We start from the raw sequence: 15,623 nt of genomic DNA, 5'->3' as shown, positions 1-15,623 counted from the left end.
CCCGGTGTCGAACAGACGATCAGTGCAGGTCGAACCGATCGAGGTTCATCACCTTCACCCATGCCGCGACGAAGTCCTCGACGAACCGCTGCCGGTTGTCGTCCTGTGCGTAGACCTCGGCGACGGCGCGCAACACCGAGTTCGACCCGAACACCAGATCGTTGGCGGTGGCCGTCCACTTCAACTCACCGCTGGTGCGGTCGGTGCCCTCGTAGACGTTCTCGCTGGTCTCCGACGGCTTCCACTTCGTGCTCATGTCGAGCAGGTTGACGAAGAAGTCGTTGGTCAGCACACCCGGCTTGTCGGTGAAGACACCGTGTTTGGTCCCGCCGTGATTGGCGCTCAGCGCACGCAGTCCGCCGATGAGCACCGTCAGCTCCGGCGCTGTGAGGTCGAGGAAGTACGCCTTCTCGACCAAGAGCTTCTCCACGGCGGTCTTCTCGCCGGGCCGAATGTAGTTGCGGAACCCGTCGGCTCGAGGTTCGAGTACCGCGAAGGACTCGACGTCGGTCTCGGCCTGCGTGGTGTCGGTGCGCCCCGGCGCGAAGTGCACGTCGATCTCGAACCCCGCGTCCTTGGCCGCCTTCTCCACCGCCGCGGATCCGGCCAGGACGATGACGTCGGCGAGCGACACCTTCTTGCCGTCGGTCGCCGAGGAGTTGAAGTCCTGCTGGATCTTCTCGAGCGCGGGCAGCACCGAGGCCAGTTCGGAGGGCTCGTTGACCTCCCAATTGCGCTGCGGCTCAAGGCGAAGACGTGCGCCGTTGGCGCCGCCACGCTTGTCGGTGCTGCGGAAGCTCGACGCCGCCGACCACGCCGTCTTGACCAGTTGCGGAATGCCGACTCCGCTGTTCAGCACCGCGGCCTTGAGCGAGGCGACGTCGTCGGAGTCAATCAGGGCGTGGTCGACCGGCGGCACCGGGTCCTGCCACAGTTGCGGCTCGGCCACCCAGGGTCCGAGGTAGCGGGTGACGGGTCCCATGTCACGGTGCAGCAGCTTGTACCAGGCCTTGGCGAACGCCGCGTTGAGCTCCTCGGGGTGGTCGAGCCACCGCCGGGTGATCGGACCGTAGACGGGGTCGACCCGCATCGAGACGTCGGTGACGAGCATCGTGGGCTTGCGCTTCTTGGTGGAGTCGAAGGGGTCGGGGATGATCTCCTCGGCGTCCTTGGCCTCGAATTGCCATGCGCCGGCGGGGCTCTTCGTCAACTCCCACTCGTAGCCGTAGAGCAGTTCGAGGTAGGCGTTGCTCCACTTGGTCGGGGTGGGGGTCCAGACCACCTCGAGTCCGCTGGTGACGGTGTCGGCGCCCTTGCCTGAGGCGTAGGCGCACTTCCAGCCGAGGCCCTGCTGTTCGATCGGCGCGCCCTCGGGCTCGGGACCGACCAGCTCGGCGTCACCGGCACCGTGGGTCTTGCCGAGGGTGTGTCCGCCGACGATCAGCGCGGCGGTCTCCTCGTCGTTCATGGCCATCCGGCCGAAGGTCTCGCGGATGTCGTGGGCGGCGGCCAGCGGATCCGGCTTGCCTTCTGGGCCTTCGGGGTTGACGTAGATCAGGCCCATGGTGGTCGCGCCGAACGGTTCGGCCAACTCACGCTCGCCGGAGTACCTCTTGTCGGTGCCCAGCCAGGTGTCTTCCTGGCCGAACAGGATCTCCTCCGGCTCCCAGATGTCCTCACGGCCGAAGCCGAAGCCGAACGTCTGGAAGTCGGCCGACTCCAGTGCGACGTTGCCGGCGAACACCAGCAGGTCGGCCCACGAGATCTTGTTGCCGTACTTCTGCTTGACGGGCCACAGCAGCCGGCGGGCCTTGTCGAGGTTGGCGTTGTCGGGCCAGCTGTTCAGCGGGGCGAACCGCTGGCTACCCTGGCCGCCGCCGCCGCGTCCGTCGAAGATGCGGTAGGTGCCTGCGGAGTGCCAGCTCATCCGGATGAACAGACCGGCGTAGCTGCCGTAGTCGGCGGGCCACCAGTCCTGCGACGTGGTGATCACTGAGAGGACGTCGGCCTTGAGCGCGTCGACGTCGAGCTTGGCGAACTCCTCGGCGTAGTCGAAGTCGCCGCCAAGCGGGTTGCCCTTCTCGGACTGGCGATGCAGCACCGCGACGTCGACCTGCTCGGGCCACCAGTCCTGATTCCGCAGCGGCGCATGCGCTTTCGGCTCAGGAGAGTGGATTGCCGGGTTCTCGCTCTCGCTGTTGGACTGAGTCCCGGAGGCGGGCGCTGGCGGGCGGCTATCGGATGTATCGGTTGACACGACATTCCTTCCAGGGTTGGCGAAACGGGCTGGGTTTCACGACTCTGATCGAGCTGGGCTCACCGTCGAGCAGTCGGGACAATAGCCCCAGTAGATGACTTCCGCCTCGTCGACCGTGAAGCCTTCGAGGTGGCCGTCGCCGTCGGCGGGGACGAGGCAGGGCGCGTCGCCGACGGCACAGTCGACGTCGGCGACGGCGCCGCACGATCGACACACCACGTGATGGTGGTTGTCCCCGACGCGGGCCTCGTAGCGCGCCACCGATCCCGCGGGCTGAATTCGGCGCACCAGGCCGACCGCGGTGAGTGCGCTCAGCGCGTCGTAGACGGTTTGGTGGGAGACGTCGGGCACCTGGGCGCGGGTCGCGCGGGTGATCGTCTCGGTGTCGGCGTGCGGGTTGGCGTACACGGCGCCGAGCACGGCGACCCGTGGCCGCGTTACCCGCAGCGCCGCCTCCCGCAGCAGTCGCCGGAACTCGACTGAAGCACCCACGTCATCCGTTTTAGTACGTTGTCTGGAATGAGTCAAGAGTTCTTCCTGAGTGGATCGTGACCCCAGTTCATCAGCGAGAAGCGCCAGGAGGAATCGTCCACCTCACCCGACGGACGTTGCGCGAGATGGCGTTTGACGTAACCCACCGCCTCTTGCATGTGGTCGTAGTCGCCAAGGGAGAGGTCGGCCTTCTTCGTCTCGAGGATCGCCACGAGGTGCCGCCCGCCAGCGTGCCCCGTCGACTTCGACTCGTCGCCGTCGAGCCACTCCGTGAGCTCCGACGCCGTCATGTTGACCGCCGCGGAGAACTCCTTCCACGTCCGCTGCCGCCCGACGTCGTCTGCCACCTTGACGCTCCCCACCACTCTTCGTGCGCATTGCCGCGCGCCGAGGACTTACCCCGTGGGGCGCCGGGGAAACACCCGGACCGTCAGGCCTCGTCGGGCTCGGTGCGTCCCGCCATCGTCGTGTAGTCCTCCTGAACGGTCTCGCCGTCCTGGTTGACGATCCAACTCTTGAGCGTGAGGACGTCCGCGCCGAACGCCCGTCGCAGCGAGTCGATGCGGATGCGACAGCGCAGGACGTCCCCGGCCTTGATGGGAAGGAAGATCTTCAGGCTCTGCTCGGCCTGGATGAGCTTCTCGTCGGTGATCACGACGTTCGCGTGGTCGAAGAACGCCATCTGGGCTCGATATCCGAGGATCGAGATGAACGTCAGCGGAGCCAGGATCGCGTCGTGGCCCAGCGCCTGCGCCGCGTCCTCGTCGTGATAGGCGGCGTCCTGGTTCTTCACCGCCGCCGCGTACTGGCGGACTTCCTCACGTCCGACCACGAACGGCTCAGGATGCTCGTAGGTCATGCCGACGAGGTCTGGGGACAGGGCCATGACTGACGAATCTAGCTGGTCGGACTCGCCCCGATCACTTTGTCTGACCATCTTGGCGCGCGTTGTTACAAGCCCGTGGGACGGGGTAAGTACCCACGGCCCGTCCGTCCCCGGGCCAAAGGGCTGCGCGTGACCTTAGTAGACAATGGTGTAACCGACCACCGGACGTCGGCATGACCTCACGCCTGCACATCGCCCTCATCGCCCACAACCGGTTCCCCATCCGCCAACCGTTCGCCGGCGGCCTCGAAGCCCACGTGTGGCATCTGGCGCGCGCGCTCGCCGACGAGGGCCATCGCGTCACCCTGTTCGCCGACGGCGATTCGGACCTCGATTCCGGGGATCCCGGCCTGACGATCACGCCCCTGCCGCGCACCGCGGCCGCGGCGGGGCCCTTCCCGTTGCCAGGCGCGGTGAAGGAATCCGACCACCACGCCTTCCTCGACCTCATGCGGCACCTCGTCGACGACGGCGCCCACGACGTCGACGTCATCCACAACCACTGCCTTCATCACGTGCCGATCCATCTGGCACCGCGGTTGCGCACTCCGATGTTGACAACCTTCCATACGCCGCCGTTCCCGTGGCTCGAGTCCGCGATCGGTGCCACCGGCGGTGCGGGCTCCGCCTTCGCCGCCGTGAGCGGGTTCACGGCCGGCACGTGGCGTCACGTCGTCGCCGATCGAATGCACTTGGTGCCCAACGGCGTCGACCCGTCCCGGTGGCCGGCGGGCCCTGGCGGTGACCATCTGGTGTGGTCGGGCCGGCTGACCCCCGAGAAGGGGACGCACCTCGCGATTGCGGCGGCGGCGGTGTCCGGGCGTCGCCTGGTACTGGCGGGCCCCATCGGCAATGCGGACTACTTCCGCGAACTCATCGCACCCAAGTTGAGCGAACGCGTCTGTTACGCAGGACATCTCGACCAACAAGAGTTGGCGTCGCTGGTTGGCGGCGCGGCGGCCGCCCTGGTGACGCCGCTGTGGGACGAACCCTACTGCCTGGTCGCCGCCGAGGCGGCCGCGTGTGGCACCCCCGTCGTCGCCTTCGCGCGCGGCGGAATTCCCGAGGTGATCGACGCCAAGAGCGGTCGCCTCGTCGCCCCCGGCGACGTCTTCGCGATGGCCGCGGCGATTCCCGCGGCAGTGCTCCTCCCGCGGGAATCCGTGCGCGACAGCGCCATCGCCAGGTGTAGCGCGCGCTCCATGGTGACGCGCTACCTCACCATCTATCGCGACCTCATCGACGAACGGAAATCCGCCGACAATGATTGGCTACTACGTGCATCACCACGGTCGGGGGCATCTGGCCAGGGCGACCAGCATCTGCGCACACCTGCGTGAGCCCGTCACCATCCTGTCGTCACTCGCCATCCCCGAGCGGCCAGGGGTCTCGACGGTTCAGCTCCCGCGCGACGACGACGGCACCGCTCACGTCAACGTCCACGGAGGCGGAGCGCTGCACTGGGCACCCCTTCACGACGCGGGCCTTCGCGAGCGCATGGCCATGATCACCGAGTGGGTCTCGACCCACCGACCGCGGGTGATGGTGGTCGACGTGTCGGTCGAGGTGACGCTGTTGGTGCGCCTGCTCGGCGTCCCCGTCGTCGTGGTGGCCATGCCGGGCGACAGGACCGACGCCGCCCACGAATTGGCCTACCGGACAGCAGAACACATCGTGGCGGCGTGGCCGCAGAAGCTCTACGAGCCACCCTGGTTGGCGCAGCACTCCCAGAAGACGACCTACGTCGGCGGCATCAGCCGTTTCGACGGTCGCCAACGGCCCAAGCGATCCCCTCGTGACCGCCCAAGTATCTTGGTGCTCAACGGATCCGGTGGTGCCGCCCTTACGACCGACACGGTGGACCGATGCGCCGCAGCACATCCCGAGTTTTCGTGGACGACGCTCGGCGTGAAGGGCGGTCCGTGGGCCGAGGACCCCTGGCCCGAGTTGTGCGCGGCCGACGTGGTGGTCTCGTCAGCAGGCCAAGGCTCCGTCGCCGACATCGCCGCGGCGGGCCGGCCGGCGATCATCGTCGCCCAGGACCGACCATTCGCCGAGCAACGGGCCACCGCACGGGCCTTGCACCGCGCGGGACTTGCGGTGGTACGACCCCAGTGGCCCGATCTCTCGGACTGGCCTCACCTCGTCGACGACGCGCGCGCCCTTGGCTCGGACGTGTGGGATCGATGGCAGACGTCCCATTCGGCGGCCCGGGCGGCGGCGCTGATCGACCAGGTGGCCGCGGCGTGAAGACGGCGATCGTGACGGCCGTACGTGGCCGCACCTCACACCTGCGCAGGCAGCTGGAAGGCCTTGACCGCAGCGACATTCGGGCCGACCGGCACGTCGTGGTGGCGGTCGACGACGACCACGCACTCGGAACGGTTCGGGGCCGTGGCGACCGCACGCTCGGCGTTCCGCTGCGGACGGAATCAGCGCGCATCCCGATGGCGGAGGCGCGCAATCTCGGCGCCCACGTGGCGATCGACGATGGCGCCGAGTTGCTCGTCTTCTTGGACGTGGACTGCATCCCCGCGCCCGACATGCTCACCCACTACCTCCTCGCGGCACGCAATCCCGCGCACGCGGGTGCGCTGCTCTGTGGGCCCGTCACCTACCTCCCGCCCCCCGGGCCCGACGGGTACGACCTGGACCGCCTGTCCAACCTCGCCGATCCTCATCCGGCCAGACCCGCTCCGGCGGCAGGCGTCACCGAGGCGGGCGTCGAGTACGAACTCTTCTGGTCGCTGTCGTTCGCCGTCACCGCGTCGGTGTGGCAGCGCATCGGCGGTTTCTGCACCGACTACACGGGCTACGGCGGAGAGGACACCGACTACGCGCAACGCGCGGCCGCCGGGTCGGTCGGGCTGCGGTGGGTGGGCGGTGCGCACGCGTTTCACCAGTTCCACCCGATCTCCGATCCGCCGGTCGAGCACCTCAGGGACATCGTGACGAACGCCGTCACGTTCCACCGACGCTGGGGATGGTGGCCGATGCGGGGGTGGCTCGACGCCTTCGACGAACGGGGGCTGATCTCGCGCGACGCTCACGGGACACCTCGGATCAGTCCAGAAGCCGTTGACCTCGGTTCCGTTTGACGTGTTCGAGGTGGGGGCATACCGCTGTGTGTCCCAACCGACGAATCACGACCTCGCCATGCGTATGGCCGAGATGTCGAGGAATCTGGTGCCCAAGCCCAGCTTGGACACGATTCTCGACGAAGTCACCGCGGCCGCCGTAGACCTCATTCCAGGGGTTGACACCGCAGGGATCTTGTTACTGGAACGGGGCGGGAAGTTCCGCTCGATCGCCACCACTTCTGAGCTGCCCCACCAACTCGACATCCTCCAGGTGACGTTTCAGGAGGGGCCGTGTGTTCAAGCCGCCCTCGCCGACACCGTCGTCCGCACCGACGACTTTCGGCTGGAGACCCGGTGGCCGCAATACTCGCCGGCCGTGGTGGAGATCGGCGTGCTCAGCGGGTTGTCGTTCAAGCTGTACACCGCAGAGCGCACCGCAGGAGCGCTCAACCTGTTCGGATTCGAGCCGACGGCGTGGGATTCCAACGCCGAAACGGTGGGCAGCATCCTGGCTGCCCATGCCGCCGCAGCCATCGTCGCGACGCAGACGCAGAGCCAGCTCAACGCCGCCCTGCTGAGTCGAGACCGCATCGGTCAGGCCAAGGGCATCATCATGGAGCGGTTCAACGTCGACGCCGTGCGCGCCTTCAACATGATGCGTCAGCTCAGCCAGGAGAGCAACGTCAAGCTGACCGACGTCGCGCAGCGCGTCATCGACAGCGGCAAGTAGTCGCTTCGTAAAGCGGCTCTAGACAGCGTGATTCAGGACCGGTCGCCCCTGATCACGGCCAGCCGTTCCCGCCGTCTGCCCACCTCGAGAAGCCCGATGCGTTCCAGCCACTGCGCCCGGGCGGTCAGCACCGGACCAAACGGAATCCAGCGTTGCGCAACCACCTGGGCCCGTAACCCTGCCGCACGCAACCCGTCGACCGTGCGGTCGACGTCGGCAAACTCCGAGTGGACGATGAAGATCGTTCCGCCGTCGACCAACATCTCGGGGGCGCGCTCGCACAGCGGGTCCAGGATCCTGCGACCGTCGCGTCCCGCGTTCCACGCCGTCGCCGGGCCCGCTTCATCGGGCACCACTACGTCGTCGGCACCGTCGTCGAACGGTACGTAGGGCGGGTTGCACGTCACGACGTCGAATGCCTCGAATTCGACTGCCCGAGTCCAGGATCCGCGGTGCACCTTCACGTCGAGGCCGCTGGAGGCAGCGTTGCTCCTGGCGCACGACACCGCTACGGGGCTCATCTCGAACGCGGCAACCGATGCGGCACCCTGCTCCGCGGCGGCCAACGCGACGACGCCGCTGCCCGAACACAGGTCTGCGACACGACTTCCGGCGGCTCGGCCGGACGTACGCAACGCGTCGACGAGAAGAGCCGAGTCCTCCTGCGGCGGATACACACCGGCCGGCACGTGGATTGGGGATCGGTCGATCAGTTCATCGGTGAAAATCGTGCTCACTGTGGTGCTCCGTCGCATCTTTGGGGGCGGTGTTCGCAACATGCCCCGTCCCGCGGCGTTCAATCATCGGATCACGGACCAATCCTCGGGTGCGCCAACCGGACGCGCGTTAGTTCGAGGAGTTTGCGGGTAAGACATCTCGATGGCCACCCTGCACCCCGACGTCGACGAAGCCGCCGACGTCGTCGTCATCGGCGGCGGCAACGCCGGGATCAGCGCCGCCGCGCGACTGCTCCGGCGGGGCATCACCGACGTCACGGTGGTGGAACCGCAGTCCGTGCACACCTACCGGCCGCTGCTGTCCTACGTCGGAGGCGGCCAGGCCACCATGCGCAGCGCCGAACGTACGCAACGCTCGGTGACGCCGAAGGGCTGTACGTGGGTTCGCGATCACGCGGTCGCCGTCGACGCGGTCGAACGCGTCGTGCGGTGTGCATCCGGGCGCAGCCTCCGATACCGAGACCTCGTCCTGGCGACCGGCCTGATTCCCGACACCGACGCGCTACCCGGCATCGCCGCGGCCATGGACTCCCCAGCCGTCACCAGCAACTATCTGGACGCGGCCGAGAAGACGTGGAACCTGGTGCGGCGCATGCCCGCTGGTGGTCACGCGATATTCACCGTGCCCCGTCCACCGGTGAGTTGCACGGGGACCACCGTCAAACCGCTGTTCCTCGCCGCAGCCCACTGGAAGCGCACCGGCCGTCTGCCGGGGGTCGAGATCACGCTGTTGGTCGACCGGCCGAAGATCTTGGACGCACCGGATCTCGACGTCAAGATCCGCCACGAGCTGCGTGAGCTTGGGGTTCGGGTGCTGTACGACACCGCCGTCACCGGGCTGTTCCCCGACGAACACCACATCACCGCAACCGATCGGCGAGACGGCACCGTGCGCCCACTCTCATACGACCTGCTGCACCTGGTGCCGCCGTTCCGGGGACCGCAGTGGCTGGTCGACTCTGGAATGGCGACCGACGAGGGTGTCGGCCTCGTCGACGTCGACCCAAGGACGTTCCGACACCGGACCCATGCCAACGTGTGGGCGGCCGGGGACGGGGCAACCGTCGCAACCGACCCGTCAGGGGGTGCGCTGAGGCGCCAGATCGCGATCCTGGTCGACAACGTGGTGGCCGCACGTGGCGGTGCCGCCACGGCCGCCGACTACGACGGCTACACCGTGGCGCCCATCGCCACCGACGCGCATCACCTCATCCCCGGTGAGTTCACCCGCACCGGCACGCTGGCCTCGCCGCTGCCCCGGTTGATGGATCCGGTGAAACCGCGCCGCTCGGCGTGGGCGTTCGACCGTTACGGCCTGCCGCAGATCTACTGGAACCTGCTTCTCCGCGGGCGGCTCTGACGCGCGCGTCGTCGAGAAGCCCCAATCCCGTTGTGCGGGACTGGGGCTCCTGGAGACTTCTAGACGATTACTCCGACGGCGGCTCGAACAGCTGAAGGTCGTTGCCCTCGGAGTCCTTGAACGCCGCGATCCGGCCCCACGGATGCTCACTGACTTCGCCGACGAACGTCACACCCGCGTCGGTGAGGCGGACCAGCTCGTCGTAGAGGGTGCCGTCGGGCTGCAGCGTGAGCACTGCCCCGCCGGTGTGCTCCCCGTGAGTTTCCTCGCGGGCGTTGAGTCCGATCGACACCCCGTTGGCGTCGAGCTCGGACCAGTCGTCGCCCTCGCTCTTGACCTTCAGACCGAGGGTCTCGCCGTAGAACTTCACTGCCCGACTCATGTCTTCGACGGGCATCCACACCGTCGCAACGCCACTAGCCATGATTCCTCCGCTCGATGATTCCCGTTGAACCATCAGCTTCCTTACCCGGCGCTGCCGGTGCTACACCCGTCGCGACGGACCAGCTTCGATTGAGCGGCAACGCATTCCCGTGGCGGGGCGCTCTCCAGGAAAGACCCTTTGGGGTGGTCCGGATACACCCCTAGGGCGGTAATGTCGCTTGCGTGTCGTCATCTGCGAAGCGTCCGATCACCGTTGCGCTGGTCGACGACTACGACGTGGTGGTGATGGGCGTTGCCAACATGTTCGACAACTACCGCGACCGGATCGTCGTGGCCGAGCTCGACGCCACGATGGGCGTCAGCGACGACGTCGACGTCGTCCTCTACGACTCGTTCGCCCAGCCGGAGTCCGACCACCACGAGATCGGCGTCCTCGTCGCGAATCCCCACGCTCGCCGAGTCGTGGTGTACACGTGGAACTTTCATCCCGATCTGATCGAGAGCGCCAAACGGCACGGGGCGCACGGGTACCTGTCCAAGACACTTCCGGCGCGGGATCTCGTCGCCGCGCTCGAGGCCGTCCACGCCGGCGAGCTGGTCGTCAGCGACGCGCCTGCGCGGACGAGGACCGCGGTCGGGCTGGACTGGCCGGGCCGCGGCGAGGGGTTGAGCGACCGGGAGTCGGAGATCCTGGCGCTCATCACGCAGGGCAAGAGCAACGCCGAGGTGGCGGCCCTGACCTATCTGAGCCCCAACACCGTCAAGTCCTACATTCGCACCATCTACCGCAAGATCGACGTCGACAGCCGGACCAAGGCCGTGCTGTGGGGCGTGAAACACGGCTTCACCCCCGACCACAACCGCATCGAGCACTGGAAGGGCGGGCCATAGGCGCGTCGGTCAACCGGGTAGGTGGACGGGGTACGGCTCGGCGAAGTCGGCGGATCTGCCGACCGCGGCCCACTTCCGGTCGGTCTCCAGCAGCAGTTCGTCCTGCCGGATCGAGCCCTCGACGGCGTTCACGCCGAGCGGCAGGTGGTACGGCAAGTCCGTGCGCCGTGACAGCCGCACCAGGATCTGTGCCGCGCGCGCTGGATCGCCCGCGGACACGGCGTCGCTCTCGCGGACGGCGTTCATCCTTCCGACGGTGTCGGCGTAGCGCTCGGGAATGTCGGCTATCGCCATCGACGAGCCCGCCCAGTCGGTGGCGAAACCGCTGGGTTCGACGACGAGGACCCTGATGCCGAACGGCGCCGTCTCGGCCTGCAGCACGCGGGAGAAGCCGTCGAGCGCGAACTTCGCGGCCTGGTAGGACGCGATTCCTGCGGACCCGCCGACCCGACCGCCCATCGACGAGAACTGCACGATCAGTCCTCCGCCTTGCTCGCGGAGAACGGGGATCGCCGCCTTCGAGACGTGGTAGACGCCCCAGAAGTTGGTCTCGAATTGGGCGCGAAAGTCAGCCTCGTCTCCCGTTTCGATGGGCGCGACGTTGGCGTATCCGGCGTTGTTGACCACGACGTCGACGCGCCCGAACCGATCCTGGGCTTCCGCCAGCGCCGAGGTGGCTTGCGCCGGGTCGGTGACGTCGAGCGCCAACGGCAGGACGCGCTGCCCGTAGGTCTCGACGAGTTCTGCAAGTTGCTCGGGCCGACGGGCGGTTGCCGCGACGCTGTCCCCGGCCTCGAGCGCGGCCCTGACGAGTTCGCGGCCGAAGCCTCGCGACGATCCCGTGATGAACCAGACCTTGCTCATGTTCTTCCTCCTCGCCGTCGACCAGCTATGTGATAGTTGGACTATCACATATCCGGAACGCATCGGCGCTAGATTTGCTTCCCGCCGGACGAGTGAGGGGGTGGACCGCAGTGCGCCGAGACGCCGCCGACAACCGCGCACGGCTGATCAGCGCAGCCGAGGCGGTGTTCGCCGAACATGGGCCCAGCGCGACGCTCGACGACGTCGCCAAGGCCGCCGGCGTCGGACCCGCGACGCTCTACCGACGATTCGCCAACAAGGACGCCCTCGTCCACGAGGTGCTCAGCGGATTCTTCGGCCGCTTGGTCGACGTCGCCACGACCGCCGCAGGCGGCCCGCCAGAGACTGGGCTCGAAGCGTTCCTTCGGACCGTGGGCGTCGAGCTCGCCGAGAAGTCGGGTCTGTCGGCCCCAATGTGGGGCGAGCTCGCCCCCAAGCCCATCGTCGACGACCTTCGCAGACTGTCCACCGAACTCCTGGTCGGCGCGCAGCGCGCCGGTGCCATCCGCACAGATGTCACCCCCGACGACGTCGCCGCCGCGGTCTGGGCGCTGCGCGGCGTCATCCACTCCGAGCGCAACGACCCGGCCCACCATGGCGCCGAGCTGTGGCGACGCCATCTCGAGACGATCCTGCGAGGGTTCGCCGACGGTGCCCCCGGGGCCAGCCGCCCAGCCGTTTGATCTACACCACCCCGGGAATGCACACCCGAGGCTCCATCTCGGAGAACCTCATCGCGGAGAACGGAGCGGCCATGCCTCGAGGTAGCGGAATCTACGAGGACGAACCGCGCGAGCACCGCAAGACGTACTCGCAAGAATCGGGCGACGACACTGACGGCGGCCGCGAGGACTCCGCGCCGGACGACACGTCGTCCGACGGCGCCGGGGAACCCACCGGCTGAGCCCCCGCGACCCAGGTCGGCCGATATTCGTGTATCGCCCGCCCGGCAGTCCCAGGTAGGGTAAATCGCGAGCGGACGATACCGAGACCCCGTTTCTCCGCGGATTTGGCAAATGCGCGCAGCGTTGCTGCGATCCGGAGTACCGGGTGGGCGGGGGTAGCTAGGCGTGAAGAAACTTCGTTGGTGGTGGCGTCAGCCAGACCACTTCGACTGGCTCAGTGCCTTCCTCCGCGTCCGCCGCATGGCGACGATGACGCGCGGCGTGCTCGTCGCCGTCATGGCATGCCTGGTGATCGTCCCGATAGGAATGTTCCTCGGGTCGGCGCCGCCAATTGGAACGATCCACCGCGTGTTATGCGTGCTGGCCGGTCTCGGCGGCTTGGCCGGAGCCCTGCTCTGGTTGCACCGGTTCCCGACCAAGAACCAGTCGATCGCCTTCTCGATGGCCACCAGCTTCAGCATCGCCTGCGCGGTGCTGGCCCAAACCGATCCGCTCACCGCCCTTCTGGGGTGCACCGCGTTTGCGACGATCTCCGGTTACATCGCGCTCTTCCACACACCCGCGCTGATGGTGGCGAACCTGGGAATCGTCCTTGCGGTGTCCGCCGTACCGGCCGCAGCGCTCGTCGTCACCGACGGCTACGTCCGCGCGGTGAGCGCCTACGGGGTGGTGCTGATCGGCAACATCGTCGTGCCCTACGGCGTTCAGATCATCGTGCACACCCTGGGCGTCGACCTGCTCAAGGCCGACCGCGATCCCCTCACCGGGCTGTACAACCGCCGGGCGTTCTATCGACGAACCTCCGCGCTGGCCACCGCCGACGACGGCCACGGTGACCTCCTGATCGCGATGATCGACCTCGACAAGTTCAAGCGCCTCAACGACACTCACGGCCACACCCACGGCGATCTTGCCCTCGCCGCGGTCGGGCGGGCGCTGCGCGATCACGCGCCCCGCGGGTCGATCATCGGGCGGGTTGGAGGCGAGGAGTTCTTGGTGGCCGTCGACGGCGCCGACACCCACCCCATCACGGTCGGCCAAGCCCTGTGCAGAGCCGTCGAGGCACTGCCCTTCCCGATCACCGCGAGTGTCGGCACCGCCTGCGTGCCACTGCGCTCGGTGTCGGCCAGCGACGATGCCCATTCGGTGATCACCACCGTGATCGCCACGGCCGATGCCGCGATGTACGACGCAAAGCGCAACGGCGGCAACCAAACTCGACATCACGGCGTCCCCGTCAAGCCCCACGATCGGACGTCTCTAAGCCGGACGTGGAGCCCGACAACGCGCCGCTGGGAGGCTCTACCGTCCGCTCACGGCCCCCGGTCGATTCCACCCGAGCAACGTCAGCGACGACGGGACCGAGACTGGTCCGCCTCCTGGTGAGAAATGGTCACCAGCGATCCATGAGACCCGCCACCTGCAGCAGGTAGACCACCGAGACGACCAAGAAGATTGCGAAGATCACCCCGACGGCAATCAACGCCGCGACTCCGGTCGGCGTCATCCTGCTGCGCGGCGGTGGATCCTGGTTGGCCGACTGCGTCGTCGACCCGGAGTCCGGTGGGGTCTCGCCCGGCTCCACGCCGTGGGCACCGCCGACGGACGGAGTCTCGACGGGATCGGGATCCGGTGGCACGGCCGTCATCGCCGCGTCACCGATGCGCCAACGGCCCGACCAGTAGCGCTGTCGGACGGCGCCATCAGCGCCAAGAGCGGAACGTGCGGCTTCGCGACGACGCGCAGTCCCGCCGCCGGGCGGACGAACTCCAAGGTCTTGTCCAACGCACTGGTGAAACTCACGGCCACCCTCCTGTCAGCTCGGTTGCAGGCACATCCCCACACCCGGCACCTCTCAAACGCGCGTCGGTGATTGCGGTGCCCGCCGCCCGGGTAGAAACGTCTGATGACGCAGATGTTGAGCCAGCTCACCAGCGCCGCCACGCAGGTTGCCGAGTCCGTGCTGGGGATCGTCGGAATTCGAGTGGGCACCGAAGAACCGCCATACGACGCCGAGCCGCTGGCCGAGGGACTCGAGATCCGCCGGTACCGTCCCCGCATCGCCGCCGAGACGACCGTCGAGGCCCCCGAGGAACAGGCCCGCAGCGAGGGCTTCCGGCGGGTGGCCCGCTACATCTTCGGCGGCAACACCGGCTCCCAGAAGATCGCCATGACGGCGCCGGTCAGCCAGTCGTCGGCCCGTGGCACCAAGATCGAGATGACGGCGCCGGTGTCGCGCACGGGTGACGACGAGAACGGCTGGGTGATCCGCTTCTTCATGCCGTCGAAGTGGACCATGTCCACGCTGCCCGTCCCCGACGACGACAGGGTGCGCCTTGTCGAGGTGCCCGCGGAGACGGTGGCGGTACTGCGCTTCACCGGCGACCGGGGCCAGGCCGCGGTGGCCGCCCGGTCGGCGGAGCTTCTCGACGCCTTGCGCGTCGAGGGGATCGAGGCCACCGGCGAACCCCAAGCCTGGTTCTACGACCCGCCGTGGACGGTGCCGTTCCGGCGCCGCAACGAAGTCGTCGTAACGACGTCGACGACTCGGGAATAAGTACGCGCTGCCCGGTGTTGTGCGGCCCGTGACTGACAACGCCGGAACCGACGCCGAACTAAGCCCCACCGACTGGGTACGCGAGCAGACCCAACGCATTCTCGAGCAGGGCACGACCGACGGGGTCGAGGTGCTCGACCGCCCGATCGTGCTGTTCACCACCACCGGGGTGAAGTCCGGCAAGAAGCGCTACGTGCCGCTGATGCGCGTCGAGGCCGACGGCAAGTACGCCATGGTCGCCTCCAAGGGCGGCGACCCCAAGCACCCGTCGTGGTACTTCAACGTCAAGGCCAACCCCGCCGTCACGGTGCAGGACGGGGAGAAGGTCGTGAACCTCACCGCCCGCGAAATCGAAGGCGCCGAGCGTGAGCAGTGGTGGAAGCTGGCCGTCGAGGCCTACCCGCCGTACGCCGAGTACCAGACCAAGACCGACCGTCAGATCCCCGTCTTCGTTCTGGAGTGACCCCGTCGGGCGCCGAG

20 protein-coding genes are annotated in these 15,623 nt (G+C 67.7%); 11 read left to right on the top strand and 9 right to left on the bottom strand.

Translation table 11 applies throughout. The features are described 5' to 3' along the window. Positions 1–19: 19 nt before the first annotated feature. From katG to B1790_RS23095, 4 genes are all read right to left on the bottom strand, one after another. Complete coding sequence (gene katG, locus B1790_RS23110; protein WP_079925603.1) at positions 20–2,257, bottom strand: catalase/peroxidase HPI; 2,238 nt, start codon at positions 2,255–2,257, stop codon at positions 20–22. Between the two features lie 36 nt (positions 2,258–2,293). Beyond that, complete coding sequence (locus tag B1790_RS23105) at positions 2,294–2,749, bottom strand: Fur family transcriptional regulator (RefSeq protein ID WP_079925602.1); 456 nt, start codon at positions 2,747–2,749, stop codon at positions 2,294–2,296. Positions 2,750–2,781: 32 nt separating this feature from the next. Continuing rightward, the gene (locus B1790_RS23100) at positions 2,782–3,096 is read right to left on the bottom strand and encodes a DUF3140 domain-containing protein (RefSeq protein WP_079925638.1); all 315 of its coding nucleotides are present in this window, start codon (positions 3,094–3,096) and stop codon (positions 2,782–2,784) included. Positions 3,097–3,179: 83 nt separating this feature from the next. Next, positions 3,180–3,635 (bottom strand): MaoC family dehydratase N-terminal domain-containing protein, encoded by a 456-nt coding sequence (locus B1790_RS23095; RefSeq protein WP_079925601.1) that lies wholly within the window; start codon positions 3,633–3,635, stop codon positions 3,180–3,182. Between the two features lie 173 nt (positions 3,636–3,808). On the opposite strand from B1790_RS23095, the gene B1790_RS23090 reads away from it, so the two are divergent. From B1790_RS23090 to B1790_RS23075, 4 genes are read left to right on the top strand one after another with little or no spacing between them, the layout of a single operon-like run. After that, positions 3,809–4,975 (top strand): glycosyltransferase, encoded by a 1,167-nt coding sequence (locus B1790_RS23090; RefSeq protein WP_079925600.1) that lies wholly within the window; start codon positions 3,809–3,811, stop codon positions 4,973–4,975. Further along, positions 4,899–5,885, top strand: coding sequence for a glycosyltransferase (locus tag B1790_RS23085; protein WP_079925599.1), 987 nt, complete (start codon positions 4,899–4,901; stop codon positions 5,883–5,885). Before B1790_RS23090 ends, B1790_RS23085 begins: the two co-directional genes overlap by 77 nt. Next, positions 5,882–6,733 (top strand): glycosyltransferase family 2 protein, encoded by an 852-nt coding sequence (locus B1790_RS23080; protein WP_079925598.1) that lies wholly within the window; start codon positions 5,882–5,884, stop codon positions 6,731–6,733. Before B1790_RS23085 ends, B1790_RS23080 begins: the two co-directional genes overlap by 4 nt. Positions 6,734–6,791: 58 nt before the next feature. Continuing rightward, positions 6,792–7,445, top strand: coding sequence for a GAF and ANTAR domain-containing protein (locus B1790_RS23075; RefSeq protein ID WP_369832412.1), 654 nt, complete (start codon positions 6,792–6,794; stop codon positions 7,443–7,445). Between the two features lie 32 nt (positions 7,446–7,477). Here the strand turns inward: B1790_RS23075 and B1790_RS23070 are convergent, their stop codons facing one another. Next, positions 7,478–8,182 carry a HemK2/MTQ2 family protein methyltransferase gene (locus B1790_RS23070; protein ID WP_079925597.1) on the bottom strand — a complete coding sequence of 235 codons (705 nt, stop codon included), beginning with the start codon at positions 8,180–8,182 and terminating at the stop codon, positions 7,478–7,480. Between the two features lie 142 nt (positions 8,183–8,324). On the opposite strand from B1790_RS23070, the gene B1790_RS23065 reads away from it, so the two are divergent. Then, a complete protein-coding gene (locus B1790_RS23065) occupies positions 8,325–9,542 on the top strand; it encodes an NAD(P)/FAD-dependent oxidoreductase (RefSeq protein ID WP_079925596.1) in 1,218 nt (405 codons plus the stop codon). A 67-nt stretch (positions 9,543–9,609) separates the two neighbouring features. Here B1790_RS23065 and B1790_RS23060 read toward each other — a convergent pair whose 3' ends face one another. Continuing rightward, the gene (locus B1790_RS23060) at positions 9,610–9,966 is read right to left on the bottom strand and encodes a VOC family protein (protein ID WP_079925595.1); all 357 of its coding nucleotides are present in this window, start codon (positions 9,964–9,966) and stop codon (positions 9,610–9,612) included. Positions 9,967–10,148: 182 nt separating this feature from the next. On the opposite strand from B1790_RS23060, the gene B1790_RS23055 reads away from it, so the two are divergent. Then, positions 10,149–10,817: a response regulator transcription factor gene (locus B1790_RS23055; RefSeq protein ID WP_079925594.1), complete on the top strand. Its 669-nt coding sequence runs from the start codon at positions 10,149–10,151 to the stop codon at positions 10,815–10,817. A gap of 9 nt (positions 10,818–10,826) precedes the next feature. Here B1790_RS23055 and B1790_RS23050 read toward each other — a convergent pair whose 3' ends face one another. Then, the gene (locus tag B1790_RS23050) at positions 10,827–11,681 is read right to left on the bottom strand and encodes an SDR family NAD(P)-dependent oxidoreductase (protein ID WP_079925593.1); all 855 of its coding nucleotides are present in this window, start codon (positions 11,679–11,681) and stop codon (positions 10,827–10,829) included. A 110-nt stretch (positions 11,682–11,791) separates the two neighbouring features. Between B1790_RS23050 and B1790_RS23045 the strand changes: the two genes are divergently transcribed. The 3 genes from B1790_RS23045 to B1790_RS23035 all read left to right on the top strand — a co-directional run bounded on the left by B1790_RS23045 (position 11,792) and on the right by B1790_RS23035 (position 13,972). Then, positions 11,792–12,364 (top strand): TetR/AcrR family transcriptional regulator, encoded by a 573-nt coding sequence (locus B1790_RS23045; protein ID WP_158083868.1) that lies wholly within the window; start codon positions 11,792–11,794, stop codon positions 12,362–12,364. A 17-nt stretch (positions 12,365–12,381) separates the two neighbouring features. Beyond that, the gene (locus B1790_RS23040) at positions 12,382–12,585 is read left to right on the top strand and encodes a hypothetical protein (RefSeq protein ID WP_079925591.1); all 204 of its coding nucleotides are present in this window, start codon (positions 12,382–12,384) and stop codon (positions 12,583–12,585) included. 166 nt (positions 12,586–12,751) lie between these two features. Next, positions 12,752–13,972 carry a diguanylate cyclase gene (locus tag B1790_RS23035; RefSeq protein ID WP_142271460.1) on the top strand — a complete coding sequence of 407 codons (1,221 nt, stop codon included), beginning with the start codon at positions 12,752–12,754 and terminating at the stop codon, positions 13,970–13,972. A 7-nt stretch (positions 13,973–13,979) separates the two neighbouring features. Here B1790_RS23035 and B1790_RS23030 read toward each other — a convergent pair whose 3' ends face one another. Together B1790_RS23030 and B1790_RS34765 are read right to left on the bottom strand one after the other, a co-directional pair. Beyond that, positions 13,980–14,234 (bottom strand): DUF6480 family protein, encoded by a 255-nt coding sequence (locus B1790_RS23030; protein WP_079925589.1) that lies wholly within the window; start codon positions 14,232–14,234, stop codon positions 13,980–13,982. Next, positions 14,231–14,389, bottom strand: coding sequence for a hypothetical protein (locus B1790_RS34765; protein WP_158083867.1), 159 nt, complete (start codon positions 14,387–14,389; stop codon positions 14,231–14,233). Before B1790_RS34765 ends, B1790_RS23030 begins: the two co-directional genes overlap by 4 nt. Positions 14,390–14,501: 112 nt before the next feature. Here B1790_RS34765 and B1790_RS23025 point away from each other — a divergent pair, with 112 nt between their 5' ends. Then, on the top strand, positions 14,502–15,143 hold the full coding sequence (locus B1790_RS23025; protein ID WP_079925636.1) for a heme-binding protein: 642 nt from the start codon (positions 14,502–14,504) through the stop codon (positions 15,141–15,143). Between the two features lie 28 nt (positions 15,144–15,171). Further along, on the top strand, positions 15,172–15,606 hold the full coding sequence (locus B1790_RS23020; RefSeq protein WP_079925635.1) for a nitroreductase family deazaflavin-dependent oxidoreductase: 435 nt from the start codon (positions 15,172–15,174) through the stop codon (positions 15,604–15,606). Positions 15,607–15,623: the final 17 nt, after the last annotated feature.

It is taken from the genome of Mycobacterium sp. AT1, assembly GCF_002043095.1.
Taxonomy (GTDB): Bacteria; Actinomycetota; Actinomycetes; order Mycobacteriales; family Mycobacteriaceae; genus Mycobacterium.
This window is presented reverse-complemented; position numbering and strand designations above follow the sequence as displayed.

What these genes read in the sequence shown, in the direction of transcription:
- B1790_RS23060 (WP_079925595.1), bottom strand. Translation starts at nt 9,966, where the DNA reads ATGGCTAGTGGCGTTGCGACGGTGTGGATGCCCGTCGAAGACATGAGT.
- B1790_RS23050 (WP_079925593.1), bottom strand. Translation starts at nt 11,681, where the DNA reads ATGAGCAAGGTCTGGTTCATCACGGGATCGTCGCGAGGCTTCGGCCGC.
- B1790_RS23085 (WP_079925599.1), top strand. Translation starts at nt 4,899, where the DNA reads ATGATTGGCTACTACGTGCATCACCACGGTCGGGGGCATCTGGCCAGG.
- B1790_RS23090 (WP_079925600.1), top strand. Translation starts at nt 3,809, where the DNA reads ATGACCTCACGCCTGCACATCGCCCTCATCGCCCACAACCGGTTCCCC.
- B1790_RS23025 (WP_079925636.1), top strand. Translation starts at nt 14,502, where the DNA reads ATGTTGAGCCAGCTCACCAGCGCCGCCACGCAGGTTGCCGAGTCCGTG.
- B1790_RS23040 (WP_079925591.1), top strand. Translation starts at nt 12,382, where the DNA reads ATGCACACCCGAGGCTCCATCTCGGAGAACCTCATCGCGGAGAACGGA.
- B1790_RS23075 (WP_369832412.1), top strand. Translation starts at nt 6,792, where the DNA reads ATGCGTATGGCCGAGATGTCGAGGAATCTGGTGCCCAAGCCCAGCTTG.
- B1790_RS23065 (WP_079925596.1), top strand. Translation starts at nt 8,325, where the DNA reads ATGGCCACCCTGCACCCCGACGTCGACGAAGCCGCCGACGTCGTCGTC.
- B1790_RS23095 (WP_079925601.1), bottom strand. Translation starts at nt 3,635, where the DNA reads ATGGCCCTGTCCCCAGACCTCGTCGGCATGACCTACGAGCATCCTGAG.
- B1790_RS23030 (WP_079925589.1), bottom strand. Translation starts at nt 14,234, where the DNA reads ATGACGGCCGTGCCACCGGATCCCGATCCCGTCGAGACTCCGTCCGTC.